Origin of the sequence: Gilliamella sp. B14384G10 (assembly GCF_016101685.1) — a bacterium.
GTDB lineage: Bacteria > Pseudomonadota > Gammaproteobacteria > Enterobacterales > Orbaceae > Gilliamella > Gilliamella apis_A.
This window is the reverse complement of the sequence record NZ_JACFQA010000004.1, coordinates 37,527-52,648: the sequence shown is the minus strand read 5'-3', so window position 1 is coordinate 52,648 and position 15,122 is coordinate 37,527. Positions and strand designations below refer to the sequence as shown.

The 15,122-nt window shown below is 34.9% G+C and carries 12 protein-coding genes; 10 read left to right on the top strand and 2 right to left on the bottom strand.

Annotation, left to right across the window (positions count from 1 at the left end):
* Nucleotides 1-32: 32 nt before the first annotated feature.
* Nucleotides 33-1,682: a glucose-6-phosphate isomerase gene (gene pgi / locus H3T54_RS09825; protein WP_198222329.1), complete on the bottom strand. Its 1,650-nt coding sequence runs from the start codon at nucleotides 1,680-1,682 to the stop codon at nucleotides 33-35.
* 256 nt (nucleotides 1,683-1,938) lie between these two features.
* Here pgi and H3T54_RS09820 point away from each other — a divergent pair, with 256 nt between their 5' ends.
* Entirely contained in the window at nucleotides 1,939-2,688 is a 750-nt protein-coding gene (locus H3T54_RS09820) for an IclR family transcriptional regulator (protein WP_086362760.1), read from the top strand.
* A gap of 56 nt (nucleotides 2,689-2,744) precedes the next feature.
* On the opposite strand, the gene H3T54_RS09815 is transcribed toward H3T54_RS09820, so the two are convergent.
* Nucleotides 2,745-3,887: an iron-containing alcohol dehydrogenase gene (locus H3T54_RS09815; protein ID WP_110448584.1), complete on the bottom strand. Its 1,143-nt coding sequence runs from the start codon at nucleotides 3,885-3,887 to the stop codon at nucleotides 2,745-2,747.
* A 219-nt stretch (nucleotides 3,888-4,106) separates the two neighbouring features.
* On the opposite strand from H3T54_RS09815, the gene H3T54_RS09810 reads away from it, so the two are divergent.
* The 9 genes from H3T54_RS09810 to fucO all read left to right on the top strand — a co-directional run bounded on the left by H3T54_RS09810 (nucleotide 4,107) and on the right by fucO (nucleotide 15,110).
* Nucleotides 4,107-5,024, top strand: a complete 918-nt coding sequence (locus H3T54_RS09810) for a dihydrodipicolinate synthase family protein (RefSeq protein WP_110448585.1) — start codon at nucleotides 4,107-4,109, stop codon at nucleotides 5,022-5,024.
* Between the two features lie 14 nt (nucleotides 5,025-5,038).
* Nucleotides 5,039-6,307 carry an MFS transporter gene (locus H3T54_RS09805; protein ID WP_110448586.1) on the top strand — a complete coding sequence of 423 codons (1,269 nt, stop codon included), beginning with the start codon at nucleotides 5,039-5,041 and terminating at the stop codon, nucleotides 6,305-6,307.
* 29 nt (nucleotides 6,308-6,336) lie between these two features.
* Entirely contained in the window at nucleotides 6,337-8,049 is a 1,713-nt protein-coding gene (gene ilvD / locus H3T54_RS09800; RefSeq protein ID WP_110448587.1) for a dihydroxy-acid dehydratase, read from the top strand.
* 235 nt (nucleotides 8,050-8,284) lie between these two features.
* On the top strand, nucleotides 8,285-9,061 hold the full coding sequence (locus H3T54_RS09795) for a class I SAM-dependent methyltransferase (RefSeq protein ID WP_198222331.1): 777 nt from the start codon (nucleotides 8,285-8,287) through the stop codon (nucleotides 9,059-9,061).
* A 614-nt stretch (nucleotides 9,062-9,675) separates the two neighbouring features.
* Nucleotides 9,676-10,434 (top strand): IclR family transcriptional regulator, encoded by a 759-nt coding sequence (locus H3T54_RS09790; protein ID WP_110448589.1) that lies wholly within the window; start codon nucleotides 9,676-9,678, stop codon nucleotides 10,432-10,434.
* 28 nt (nucleotides 10,435-10,462) lie between these two features.
* The gene (gene rhmD, locus H3T54_RS09785) at nucleotides 10,463-11,668 is read left to right on the top strand and encodes an L-rhamnonate dehydratase (RefSeq protein ID WP_086362754.1); all 1,206 of its coding nucleotides are present in this window, start codon (nucleotides 10,463-10,465) and stop codon (nucleotides 11,666-11,668) included.
* A 144-nt stretch (nucleotides 11,669-11,812) separates the two neighbouring features.
* The gene (locus H3T54_RS09780) at nucleotides 11,813-13,078 is read left to right on the top strand and encodes an MFS transporter (RefSeq protein ID WP_198222333.1); all 1,266 of its coding nucleotides are present in this window, start codon (nucleotides 11,813-11,815) and stop codon (nucleotides 13,076-13,078) included.
* 55 nt (nucleotides 13,079-13,133) lie between these two features.
* Nucleotides 13,134-13,940, top strand: coding sequence for a 2-keto-3-deoxy-L-rhamnonate aldolase (yfaU, locus tag H3T54_RS09775; protein WP_198222335.1), 807 nt, complete (start codon nucleotides 13,134-13,136; stop codon nucleotides 13,938-13,940).
* A gap of 18 nt (nucleotides 13,941-13,958) precedes the next feature.
* Complete coding sequence (fucO, locus tag H3T54_RS09770) at nucleotides 13,959-15,110, top strand: lactaldehyde reductase (RefSeq protein ID WP_086362751.1); 1,152 nt, start codon at nucleotides 13,959-13,961, stop codon at nucleotides 15,108-15,110.
* Nucleotides 15,111-15,122 lie beyond the last annotated feature (12 nt).

The window sequence follows — 15,122 nt, the reverse complement described above, 5'->3', positions numbered from 1 at the left end:
GAAGGTTTTTTCTATCTACGGTAGAACCCGCTCTAACGCCATTTCTTGTATTGATTGATTAAGTTGTTAGTTGAATCATCATGAGAACTTACAGGTTTATCATCGGCTAATTCAGGTAAAATACGACCAGCTAGCTGTTTACCGAGTTCAACCCCCCATTGATCAAAACTAAAGATATTAAGAATAACACCTTGCGTGAAGATTTTGTGTTCATACATAGCAACTAATGCACCTAATGCATAAGGTGTGATTTTTTTGACTAAAATAGAGTTGGTTGGCTTATTACCAGCAAAAACTTTAAAAGGAATAATAGATTTAACTTCATCAAGGCTTTTACCAGCCGCAAGGAATTCTTGTTCTACCTGTTGTTCGGTTTTACCAAAAGCTAGAGCTTCAGTTTGTGCAAAGAAATTTGAAAGTAATTTAGGATGATGATCTCCAACCGGATTATGGCTAATTGCTGGTGCAATAAAATCACAAGGAATCAGTTTAGTACCTTGATGAATCAATTGATAAAAGGCATGTTGGCCATTAGTACCAGGCTCACCCCAAATAATAGGTCCAGTAGTATAAGTCGTTTTATTACCATTACGATCAACGCTTTTACCATTTGATTCCATATTACCTTGTTGGAAATAAGCAGCAAAACGATGCATATATTGATCATAAGGTAAAATTGCTTCAGTTTCTGAGCCACAGAAGTTATTGTACCAAAGACCAATTAACGCAAGTAATGTTGGAATATTTTTCTCAACCGGCGCTGTTTGGAAGTGTTTATCCATTGCATGGCCACCTGCTAAAAACTGTTTAAAGTTTTCAAAGCCAATGGAAAGAACGATTGATAAACCAATTGCCGACCAAGACGAATAGCGACCACCAACCCAATCCCAAAATTCAAACATATTAGCAGTATCAATACCAAACTTTTCCACTTCTTTAGTATTAGTTGATAATGCAACAAAATGCAGTGCTACTGCTTTATCATCTTTAGCTGCATCAAGTAACCATTGACGGGCAGTTTGAGCATTAGTCATCGTTTCTTGAGTTGTAAAAGTTTTCGACGCAACTAAAAAGAGTGTTGTTTCTGGATTAAGATCTTTTAACGCTTCTACAATATGAGTACCATCAACATTAGATACAAAGTGCATCGTTAAATGATTTTTATAAGGTCGAAGCGCTTCAGTAATCATGTGAGGTCCTAAATCTGAACCACCAATGCCGATATTAACTACATCGGTGATAGCCTTACCGGTATAACCTTTCCATTCACCGCTAATCACTTTTTTACTAAAGGACTCCATTTTAGCAAGCACTGCATTGACATCATCCATAACATTTTTGCCATCAACATAAATTGGAGTATTAGATACATTACGAAGTGCAACATGTAACACGGCTCGATCTTCTGTGCGATTAATTTTTTCACCACTATACATCGCTTTAATTGCGCCACCTAAATCACACTCATCCACAAGCTGATAAAGAATTTCTAATGTTTCTTGCGTTAAACGGTTTTTTGAAAGATCAACCAAAAACTCATCCTCAAACGGAATACTCAGTTTTTCGACGCGCTTGGGCTCGTCTTTTAATATTTCGGCTATAGTTTTATTATGATGTTTTTGATAACTAGTTTGAAGGGATTTCCAAGAAGATGTAGAGGTTGGATCTATTGATTTTAACATAACTCATTCCTTAAATAATATAGCATTGCTACTCATAATATAACTATGCCTAACATGATGCAAGATAAGGATTTATCGATTTAAATACACTAAACAGGAAAATAATAAAAGTTATTTTCTTTTCCTTATCAAGTAACTTGAATATAATGTTAAAGATAAGACACTTAATACACTAAACCGTTCAAAAAATGTTTTTCTAAACAATTAGTATCAATAAAATAAATATATTTCTTACATTATTATATTAGGATATTTCATGCCAAATATTCAGACACTTGTACCAGCATTAGATAAAATTGTCCGTATTTGTGATTATTTAGATAATCACCGAGGGGCTACTTTTAGTCAAATATTTCAGGATCTCAATTTACCTAAAAGCAGTACATCAACACTATTAAATGCCTTAGTTATGCATGGTATTTTGCGACAAGATCAAAATAAGTATTATCTTGGGTTAAAATTACATGAATGGGGAGATAAATCCTTAGAACAGTTTGATATCACTAAAATAGCCGAACCGTTAATGATTAAACTGCGAGATAAAACCAACTTGACCTGCCATTTAGGTGTTCTTGACGGTCTTTATTCTGTTTACATTGCTAAAATTGAAAATGATCAGGCTATTGGTATTCGTACTTGGATTGGTAAAAAATTGCCTTTACATAGCTCTGGTATTGGTAAAGCATTAATAGCTTGGTTACCAGACGAAAAAATTGATCAACTTATTCCCGAAGATAAATTAATCAAATATACCGACACAACAATAACCAGCAAGAAACAGTTAAAAAAAGAGCTTGCAAAAATTAGGTCTCAAGGTTGGGCTTATGATAATCAGGAAGATGTTCAAGGTGTTCATTGTATCGCTGCACCAATCTTCAATAAAAATAACGAACCCATCGCCGCTATTAGTATTTCGGGTGTTCTTTTTCAACTACCTGTGGATAAAATTGATAAATATTCACAATTAGTACGTGATGCATGCCAAAAATTGACGGATAAGTTTTAAATAATATTGAATCACTATGATTCAATATTATTTTAACTCATTGGATAAATTAGCTGTTAAGCTATTTTCTTAAATAACTCAATCAATTTTTGTTTATCAAAAAATACTGGATTTGCTCCGGCACAAGCATCTTTCATCGAATTTTCAGCCAATAATTCAAAATCTGGATTATCAACACCAATTTCTTTTAAAGATTTAGGAATACCTACCTCTTGTGCCAAATCTTTAATTCGTTTTATCACATAATCAACACACTCTTGATCCGTTTTATTTTTAGTCTCTAATCCGATTGTTTCTGCGATAACTCTAAATTTTTCTGGCGCATGTTTAGCATTTTCTTCTTCAACTACCGATAATAACATTGCATTACATACCCCATGAGGTAAATCATAAAGACCACCTAGTTGATGAGCCATAGCATGAACATTACCCAGACCGGCATTACTAAATGCAATCCCATTTAAAAAACAGGCATAACTCATCTGTTCTCTTGCTTCGATATCGTTACCATTTTTAACCGCTCGAGCTAAATATTTAAAGGTTTGACCAATCGCATATAATGCGGTTGAATCAGTAACATCCATCGCGCCTTTAGCTACTACAGCTTCAATAGCATGAGTTAATGCATCCATACCTGTTGCCGCAGTTAAATTGGCTGGTTTTGAGATCATTAAATCAGGATCACTAACCGTTATTGACGCCAATGTATTCGGATCAACCATAATCATTTTTACATGTCTACTTTCATCGGTAATAACATAGTTGATCGTCACCTCAGCAGAGGTACCGGCTGTTGTTGCTATTGCCACAATTGGTAAGCATTTATGTTTACTTTTATGCATCCCTTCATAGTCAGTAATTTTACCGCCATTTGTCGCTAACACAGCAACTGCTTTACCACAGTCCTGAGGTGATCCACCACCAATAGAGACAATAAAATCACAGTTAGATTCTTGACATAATTTTAGTGCATTTTCAACATTAGCAACGGTTGGATTCGGTTTTACATCGTAAAAAATAACCGATTCAATGCCCTCTTTTGCTAAGATATCTACTACTCTATCTACAGTACCATTGCCCACTAAAAACTTATCACTAACAACAAATGCTTTCTGACAATTAAGTTTTTTAACTGGTACACCTAACTCAGATAAGCATCCTTTACCTAATAAATTAACCGGCGGAATGTAATAAATCATATTTACCTCTTAATTAATAATATTCAAAAATTCCCACAAAAAGAACTAAATTTCATTATACGGAAAAAATTAATTACCAAAAAAAATATTTTCGACAATGAGAGGATGATCACAAAATTAATTTTCTTTTGAATTAATACATTGCAATTCTAAATTTTTTTACCAATAATCTGTTCCCGTGTAAGAAATAATGTTCCGCATTATGAACAAGGAGAAAAAATGAATTTAGAAAAATTTAAAGGTATATTCCCTCCAGTCCCTACTATCGTTAATAAAAAAGGGGAACTAGATAAAAAAGGAATGGGCAAATTATTAGATCATCTAATCGATAACGAAGCTGATGGTGTTTTGATTCTAGGTAGTGGTGGTGAGTTCTGCCATATGCCGCCTAAGTTGCGATATGAAGTTGCTGAATTCGCAGTAAATTATATCAATAAACGTATTCCAGTTATGCTTGGCATATCAAGCCCAAGCACTGCTGAGACGATTCAATATGGCAAACATGCAGCCCAAATTGGTGCTGATGCAGTTTTAGTTGTTAATCCTTATTATGCTTTATTAAATAGTGATGCGATTTATAACCATTATAAAACTGTTGCTGAAAATATCGATATCCCTGTACTACTTTACAATTTTCCGGCATTAACCGGTCAAGATATAGGTATTGATGTTATTACAAGACTGGCAAAGGATTTGCCAAATATTATTGGTTTGAAAGATACTATTGATAATATCAGCCATACCCGAGAAGTCATCAACAGAGTTCACGCCTTCCGTCCAGATTTTATCATTTTCAGTGGCTTTGATGAATATATGTTAGACACCCTTATTCTTGGCGGCCACGGTGGTATTCCTGCAACCTTTAATTTTGCACCAAAAATTACTAAAGGAATTTATAAAGCTTTCATTAAAAAAGATTATGAAAAAGCATTCAAATTACAACGTCAACTTGCAAAATTAATGCCTGTCTATGCCATTGAATCACCTTTCTTTGGCGTAATCAAACAAGCAATAAAACTTTCTGGCGTCGATATTTCGACGGAAGTTTTAGCTCCAGTAGAAAAGCTACCAAAACATAAAAAAGACTTATTACTTCAAGTTTTAAAGTCAGCTCAAATACCTATTAAAAATAAATAATTGGAGACATCCATATGAATAATATTGAAGATAAAACAATTCCCAAAGGTCGTTGGAAACATATAATTCCGGCCACTATTCTTGTCTATATAGTGGCATATATGGACAGAACCAATATAGCTATTGGTATTGCCGGAGGAATGAATAAAGATTTGGGCATGACCGCATCCTTTGCTGGGCTCGTCGCAGGGATATTTTTTATTGGTTATATCTTTTTACAAATACCTGGCGGTCAAATTGCTGAACGCTATAGCGCTAAAAAATTTATTGCATGGACAATTGTTGTTTGGGGGGGCTTTGCTGCCATCACAGGGTTTGTTCGAGATCCTATTCAACTACTTATTATACGCTTTATCCTCGGTGTCGCTGAAGGTGGCGTTTATCCAGCTATTTTAGCACTCATTGGTCATTGGTTCCCTAACCATGAAAGAGCGAGAGCAATTGCATTTTTCCAAATGAATTTAGCTGCTGCTTCTATTATTACAGGTCCTCTATCTGGCTGGTTAATTGAAGCTTGGGGATGGAGAGAAATGTTTATAATTGAAGGAATTATATCTTTAGCATTACTCTTCGTTTGGATGCCTCTCGTTTCTGACTACCCTCATCAAGCTAAATGGCTCGATCAAAGAGAATTAAATTGGTTAAATCAACAGTTTGAAGAAGATAAAGCACTTATAAAATTAGATGATAAAGCGAGTGTAAAAACAGTATTAAGCAGTATCAACTTATGGAAACTTGTTGCTATCTATTTCTTCTTCCAAATTGGTTTCTATGGTTTTGCACTTTGGATGCCAATGTTAATTAAACAATTAACTGGAAGTGGTATGTCTATTGTCGGCCTTTTAACTGCAGCACCATACATTCTTTGCATTTTTGGGCAATATTATATTGCTAAATTATGTGACCAAACCATGAATCGTAGATTATATACCGCAATTCCAATGATTGGTTTCGCTATCTGTTTAACTTTATCAATATTATTAGAAAATAACACATGGCTTGCATATGGAATGATGGTTCTATGTGGCTTTTTCCTACAAGCATACGCAGGGCCATTTTGGACTTTACCACCATTATTATTCCCATCAAATGTTTTAGGTGGCGTCCGAGGAACAATCAATGCTCTAGGCAATTTAGGAGGATTTATTGGACCGTACCTTGTTGGTTTATTAACCGTTACAGTAAGTAAAAATGCAGGATTATATACCTTGGTTGGCGCATTAATCATTGCAATCATTTTATTGTTCACTTTACCAGCAATAACAGCAAAACCAACAAAATAATAAAATTTAAAAATGCATTGGAGGATATTATGCAACAAAAATGTAAATTTGCCAGGGATCTATGGTCACAATTAGATGCATTACGAATGGGAATGAATTATACCGTTGAAGATACGGAAAAACCTCAAGTCCTGATTGATGACTGTTTTGGCGAAAGTCACCCTGGTAGTTATCATCTTGATAGTTTAGGTTATGAAGTTGTTCTTGGCGTGCATGAACGAGGCGGTCGTTCAGTACGTAGTCATGTTACAGATATTTGTGATGGCTGGGGACAAGGTCATGATGGCATGAATTATATATTAGCCTCAAGGGAAGCGATTGCTAATATGGTTGAAATCCATGGCTCTGTCATACCATATGATGCAGCCGTACTTATTTCTAGCTGTGATAAATCAGTACCTGCTCACTTAATTGCAGCAGCACGACTTGATATACCATTAGTTCATGTGCCAGGTGGTTCAATGCGCCCGGCACCTAATATGACAACATCTGATTTAGGTGGTGCCACAGCACAATATAAAAAAGGTGAAATTGATATAAGACAGATTCAAACCTTACAAAGGTGTGGTTGCCCTACCGCTGGAGCATGTCAATTCATGGGTACCGCAAGTACAATGCAATGTATGTCAGAAGCACTTGGCTTAGCATTACCTGGAAGTGCATTAGCACCATCGACAATGTCCGAAATTCGTAGGATGGCCAGATCTGCTGGACATCATGCCATGTATCTAGCCAAAGAAGGAATAACATCACGTAAAATACTCACACCAGCAGCATTTGAAAATGCCATTAAAGTACACGCTGCTATCAGTGGTAGTACAAATGCGCTTATTCACCTACCAGCAATTGCACATGCATCAGGATTTGAATTAACCGCAGATGTATTTGATCGCATCAATAATACCGTACCATACCTTACCAATGTACAACCAAGTGGAAAATACGTAACAGAACTATTATGGTTTGCCGGCGGTATTCCAATGGTTCAATGGATGATTAAGGATTTACTCGATCTTGATGTAATGACAGTTACTGGGCAGTCTTTAGGTGATAATTTGGAAATGATGCAACAAACTGGTTTCTTTGACCGTAATTTAGGGTATTTGCATAATTACAAATTAGAACGAAATGATTTAATTCGAAATCCTAACAAAGAAAAAATGGGATCTATCGCTGTTTTAAAAGGTAATATAGCTCCAGATGGTGCAGTTATAAAATATACAGCTTGTAGTCCTGATATGCATAAACATACAGGACCAGCCAAAGTTTATAATTCTGAAGAAGCTGCTCAAGAGGCCATTATTAATAATAAAGTTAATCCTGGTGATGTTATTTTCATTCGTTATGAAGGACCAAAAGGTTCAGGTGCCCCAGAAATGTTAATGACTACTGATGCGATTGTCTTTGATAAACGACTTAATGGCAGTGTAGCATTAGTTACTGATGGCCGTTTTTCTGGGGCAACACATGGACCATGCATAGGACATGTATCACCAGAAGCTGCCGATGGTGGTCCAATCGCACTTGTTGAAGATAATGATATTGTCGAAATTGATGTGCATGCAAGAAAACTCAATATCATTGGCATAAATGGCGAGAGCAAATCAGCACAAGAAATTGCTGAAATATTTGCTAAACGGAAAGAAAAATGGACACCGCCAGATTATTCCAAACGAAAAGGTGTATTTAAACAATATACAGAAAGAGCTAAATCATTAATGGCTGGGGCATATATAGAATAATAAATTAAATCTAAAGTGCCATCTAACAACATTAGTGGCACTTTAAATCATTTATTAAAAATAAATATAATCTATCTGTTCATTCTTAATGATCATTCAATAATGTTCCAAATATCAATCCTAAATAACTTGTCTATAGAGTAATGTAAAGAGTATTATGCTATTAAGTAATATTAATAACTATATACCACCTACCTCAGAATTAAAAATTCAAAATAAAAAGCGAGAAGATTAAGTGATATTAGCGAATAATATTGATGATAATATTTTAAGGGATCTTATCATTTATTGGGCAAACCGAGCAAAAGAGTACAGTCAAACCAATCAAGATGAACTAGCAACTGAAAAAAGAATTATCTGGCAAAAGTTAATTCTGCATCATGCTCCACAAAAAGAAAAACTACGTGTATTAGATATAGGCGCTGGGCCCGGCTTTTTAGCTATCACGTTAGCTTTAGCCGGACATGAGGTAACTGCTGTAGATGCTACTGAAGAAATGATAAATCAAGCAAAAAACAATGCAATACAATACCAAGTAAAGGTTAATTTTGTTTTATCAGATGTTCATTGCTTACCATTCGAAAACAGTAGTTTTGATTTAATTATATTGCGTAATGTTACGTGGAATTTGAGTAATCCAATTTTAGCATATCAAGAATGGTTTAGAGTGTTAAGTGCTAAAGGTAAATTACTTAATTTTGATGCCAACTGGTATCTATTTCTTTTTAATAAAGATCTTTATTCACAATATATGCAGGATAGACAAAATACCATGAATTATGGCATTGAAGATCATTATCGACAAACCAATACGCAAGAAATGGAACGAATCGCCAAATTACTACCATTGAGTAAAGAAATTAGACCTGAATGGGATAAGAAGATTTTACAATCAATTGGTTATAAAAATATTCATATTGAAAACGATATATCAAAGATAGTCTGGGATAAAATTGAACAAATTAACTATCATTCAACGCCAATGTTCTTAATAGCAGCAGAAAAACAATAAAAACATATTTCGCATAGAAATATAATTACTTTGGTTCGAGTTACTGAATTTGATTTGTAAAAATAATTGAGGATTCTATACCATGTTATTAAGTTTTAAGTATGAGTAAACTACTCATAAAAACGTGCAAAAATGAGTAAAGATATAATAACATTAACCTTTAACCAGTGTTTTTGCCAATAGTATGGTATGTATTAATCTTTATCAATCAATATTCTTATTGGTTAATTATTTTTTCAGATAATTATTATCTTTGCTTGATTGATAAAGTTTATTTGTAAAAATAATTGAGGAGTCTATACCACCTAACTAATATTTTCATGTTATCTTATTTATACTACTAAATCGTTTCTAATTTAAAACCACACTATTTCATCATTTCAATTTAAATCACAACATTCAAATTTAAGACATCTTATAAATTAGACTATTTTAAATTCCTTTATATTGGAACAACCCCAAAAATTCCAATATAAAGGAATAACCGATTGTAAATTATAAATTTTTTATGATCAAGTTCACAATAATACGATTAAATAGTTGTACCAATATTTGATAAAAGTACAATCTACTTCATCCAATATACAGGATAAAAGTACAATATATAGGAATGTATGTCTAAAGTACCCGCTTTACAAAGAACAATCAAAATACTTAACTTTATCTCATCTAAAGGTAGATGCAGTGCCGCAGAAATAATCAATGGCCTACAAATACCTAAAAGTTCTGCTTATCTTTTACTAGAAGAACTAAAGTCATATCAATTTATTAAACAAGATCAGAATGGTGATTATTTTTTATGGATCAAATTAGTCGAGTTAGGTGAGCTTGCTTCAAATTGTTTTGATATTAGAGAAATAGCCAAAAAACATCTTGCCAGATTAACCAATAATACTGGGCTGTTAACTCATTTAGGAATTTTAGATAACAAAACCGCTTATTATATTTTGAAATGTGAATCACACAGCACAATCAGTGTTCGTTCTTATGTAGGAAAACAAGTATCGCTTTATCGTTCTGGCGTCGGCAAATGCTTATTAGCCTTCCAACCTAGCGAAAAAATATCTGAAATCGTTAACCAACTTTCTTTCGAACAAAAAACCGCAAATACAATTATGTCCATTAGTTCATTACATACTGAATTGGCCAAGATTCGTCAACAAGGTTGTAGTTTTGATAATGAAGAAGATTATATAAATATAAGATGCATAGCGGCACCTATATTTAACGCACAAAATAATATTGCTGCGGCAATATCGGCTGTAGGAACAACATTTCAAATAACCGACCATGTATTACCGGAAATTACGATTAAAATCAAGGAATGTGCAAAAGATATCTCAAAAGAATTGGGTTGTCTTATGTACGAATAATTTTTGTAACTTTTAAAGGAGAAATTAAATGAAGCTACCAAAAATAAAAGAAGTTAGAGCTTATTTTATGGGAGGAGCAACCGCCGAGAAAGGTAGTGGCGGGGCAGACTATCACGATCAGGGCGGCCACCACTGGATCGACGACCATATCGCCACGCCAATGAGCAAGTATAAAGACTATGAACAATCACGTCAATCTTTTGGTATCAACGTCCTTGGAACACTTATTGTCGAAGTTGAAGCTGATAATGGACAAATTGGATTTGCCGTATCAACAGGCGGAGAAATGGGATGTTTTATTGTTGAAAAACATCTAAATAGATTTATTGAAGGAAAATGTGTTTCTGATATCAAACTAATTCACGACCAAATGATGAATGCAACTATGTATTATTCAGGTTCAGGTGGTTTAGTGATGAACACGATATCATGTGTAGATTTAGCCCTTTGGGATCTATTTGGTAAAGTGACTGATCTACCTGTCTATAAATTATTAGGTGGTGCAGTCCGTGATGAAATTCAATTTTATGCAACTGGTGCTCGCCCTGATTTGGCAAAAGAGATGGGCTTTATTGGTGGCAAGATGCCTACACATTGGGGACCACATGATGGAGATCAAGGCATCAAAAAAGATGCGGAAATGGTTGCCGACATGCGCGAAAAGTGTGGACCTGATTTTTGGCTAATGCTTGATTGCTGGATGAGTCAAGACGTAAATTATGCCACAAAACTTGCTTATGCTTGTGCGCCTTATAACTTAAAGTGGATTGAAGAATGTTTACCTCCGCAACAATATGAAGGATACCGAGAGTTAAAACGCAATGCACCGCCAGGAATGATGGTCACATCTGGTGAACATCATGGAACAATTCAGTCATTTAGAACATTATCTGAAACTGGCATTGATATCATGCAACCCGATGTTGGTTGGTGTGGAGGCTTAACCACATTACTTGAAATTGCTGCAATTGCGAAATCAAAAGGACAACTGGTCGTACCTCATGGTTCATCCGTTTATTCTCACCATGCAGTGATTACATTCACAAATACCCCATTTAGTGAGTTTTTAATGACGAGTCCTGATTGTTCAACACTCCGTCCGCAATTTGATCCAATATTGATTGATGAACCCGTTCCTGTAAATGGAAGAATTCATAAATCAGTACTTGATAAACCAGGATTTGGTGTTGAATTAAATCGTGAATGTAAATTAATTCGTCCTTATTCTCATTAATTATATGAGGAAGAATAAGTTTATTTATTGATTTATTGCAGTTTTAAAAGGAACTTAAAACTGCGATTTTAGATTAAATAAAATTATTTTCTTCATATGAACATCATTTATATCTCTGTAATTTTTATGGAGAGGGGGATTTTTATGTCTAATATTCTCGAAAAAGCGGTAAGCAAAACCCGTTTAAGACTTGTTCCATTCATGTTAATACTATACGTATTAGCATTTTTAGACCGTGCAAATATTGGCTTTGCCAAATCAGCATATCAATTAGATACAGGGCTCAGCAATGAAGCATTTGCACTTGGAGCCGGTATTTTCTTCGTAGCTTATGCTTTTTTAGGCGCACCAGCCAATTTATTAATGCGTAAATTTGGTGCTCGTTACTGGATTGGCGGTACAACTTTAGTATGGGGATTATTATCCGCCGCAATGGCTTATGCTGATTCTGAATGGAAATTTTTAACCGTTCGTGTACTGCTTGGTATGGCGGAAGCTGGTTTCTTCCCGGGGATGATCTATTTAACTTCGCAATGGTTCCCACAAAAGCATCGCGCAGGAATAATGGGGTTATTTTATATGGGAGCACCTTTAGCACTAACATTTGGCTCACCGCTATCTGGTGCTTTATTAGAAATGCATGGCTTTTTAGATCACCCAGGTTGGTACTGGATGTTTATTATTGAAGGTATTCTTGCTGTTATAGCTGGTATTGTTACTTTTATTTACCTTGATGACAACATCAGTAATGCTAGATTTTTAAATGAAAATGAAAAACAAGCATTACAAGAAAAATTATCATCAGAAGAGAGTGTAAAAACAACATCTAAAATAATCGATGCTATCAGTAATGTCACTGTTTGGCATCTAGCCATTATTTACATGATAATTCAAATTAGTGTTTACGGGCTAATTTTCTTTTTACCAACACAAGTAGCTCAATTAATGGGAACAACGGTTGGTTTTAAAGCCTCACTCGTAGCCGCAATTCCTTGGATTGCAGCATTATTCGGTACTTATTTTATTCCTCGATATTCAGACAAAGTTGGAGAAAGAAGAAATATCGCTGCTATAACATTATTGGTAGCAGGTTTAGGTATTGGAATATCTGCACTTGCAAGTCCTAGTATTGCAATTATTGCCCTTTGTTTTGCGGCGATTGGTTTTATTGCGGTACAACCGGTTTTCTGGACTATACCAACTAACCTTTTATCTGGAGCAGCCCTAGCAGCAGGCATAGGATTTATTAATATGTTTGGTGCATTTGGCGGTTTTTTAGCACCAATTATTCGTGTAAAAGCAGAAACGCTTTTTAATAACAATATAGCAGGCTTACTAACTTTAGCACTGATAACAATAATCGGCACTATAACTATATTCATGCTAAAACAAACTAACAAAAATAGTTAACAAACAGAGCTTATTGATTTTATCAATAAGCTCCTAATACATTAGGGATAACATAATGAAAAAACTATTGGAAAATAAATTTAAACAAGAAATTACCAAAGGAAATTTACAAATTGGCCTTTGGTTATCTTCAGCGACATCTTATATGGCTGAAATTGCTGCAACCTCAGAATATGATTGGTTACTACTTGATGGTGAACATGCACCAAATACAGCACAAACATTACTCACCCAGCTACAAGCAATCGCTCCATATGCCAGTCATCCTGTCGTGCGCCCTTTAGAAGGTAGTCAAGCTAACATAAAACAGATTTTAGATATTGGTTCTCAGACATTATTAATACCAATGGTTGAAACAGGCGAACAAGCAAAAGCTGTAGTTTCAGCGACACGTTATCCACCCGAAGGAACCCGTGGCGTAGGTGCTAGTGTAGCAAGAGCTGCCCGCTGGGGAAAAATTGAAAAGTACATGCAACAAGTCAATGATTCACTCTGTCTGTTAGTACAAGTTGAAAGTAAAAAAGCACTCGAAAATCTTGATGAAATTGTTATGACCGAAGGAGTAGATGGCGTATTTATTGGCCCTGCAGATTTATCCGCATCCTTAGGTTATCCAGATAATGCTGGGCATCCAGAAGTACAAAAAATAATTGAAAAAACAATTAGAAGAATTAGGCAATTAGGTAAAGCTGCTGGGTTTTTAGCTGTTGATATCGAAATGGCGCAAAAATGTATCTCATGGGGAGCAAATTTCGTTGCTGTAGGTGTGGATACAATGCTGTATATGCAGGCTATTGATGAAAGATTAAAACACTTTAAACAGTTAAAAAGCCCCAATAAATCATCTTCAGTTTCATATTAATAAAGAAAGAGGTTAAAAATGAGTCATAGAATGATTTTGAATCAAACCGCATATTTTGGGGTAAATTCGATTCATAATATTATAGATGAAGTAAAAAAACGCGGCTATCAAAAAGCTTTAGTTGTTACTGATAAAGAACTGATTAAATTTAAAGTTGCAACTAAGGTTACTGAGTTACTTGATTCGGCAGAATTAGATTATCAAATATTTGATGAAGTTATGCCTAATCCAACAATTAGTATAGTAAAACAAGGAATAGAGATATTTAAGCAATCAAATGCAGATTATTTAATAGCGATTGGTGGTGGTTCACCGCAAGATACCGCTAAAGCGATTGGAATTGTAATAAATAATCCTGAATTTTCTGATATTCGTAGTTTAGAAGGTTTAGCGGAAACCAAAAAACCGTCTATCCCAATCATTGCTATTCCAACCACATCGGGAACAGCAGCAGAAGTGACTATCAATTATGTTATTACCGATGAAGAAAATAAGAGAAAATTTGTCTGTGTAGATCCTCACGATATACCTGTTTTGACTTTAGTTGATCCTAATATGATGATTAGTATGCCAGCCAGTTTAAAAGCAGCAACGGGGATTGATGCACTGACTCATGCAATAGAAGGCTATATCACAAAAGGTGCATGGGAGATGAGTGATATGTTTCATTTGAAAGCAATTGAAATTATTGCTCGTTCACTACGCGATTCGGTGAATGGTGATCTCAATGGCGTTGAACAAATGGCTTTAGGTCAATATATTGCTGGAATGGGATTCTCAAATGTTGGTCTCGGCTTAGTTCATGGTATGGCACATCCATTAGGTGCTTTTTATAATGTTCCTCATGGTGTTGCGAATGCAATATTACTTCCTCATATCATGCAATATAATGCACCGTACACAGGTGAAAAATATCGTCATATAGCCAAAGCAATGGGGATAAAAAATACTGAAGATATGACGATTGAAGATGCTCGAAATGCAGCCGTGAATGCCGTTTTCCAATTAAATAATGATGTCAAAATTCCAACAAACTTACATATGGTTGGCGTGAAGAAGGAAGACATAACAGCATTAGCCGAAGCAGCGTATGCTGATGTATGTACACAAGGAAATCCAAGAGAAACAAATATATCAGATATTGAAAAACTATATCATTCAGTTTTTTAATTTTAGTAACTT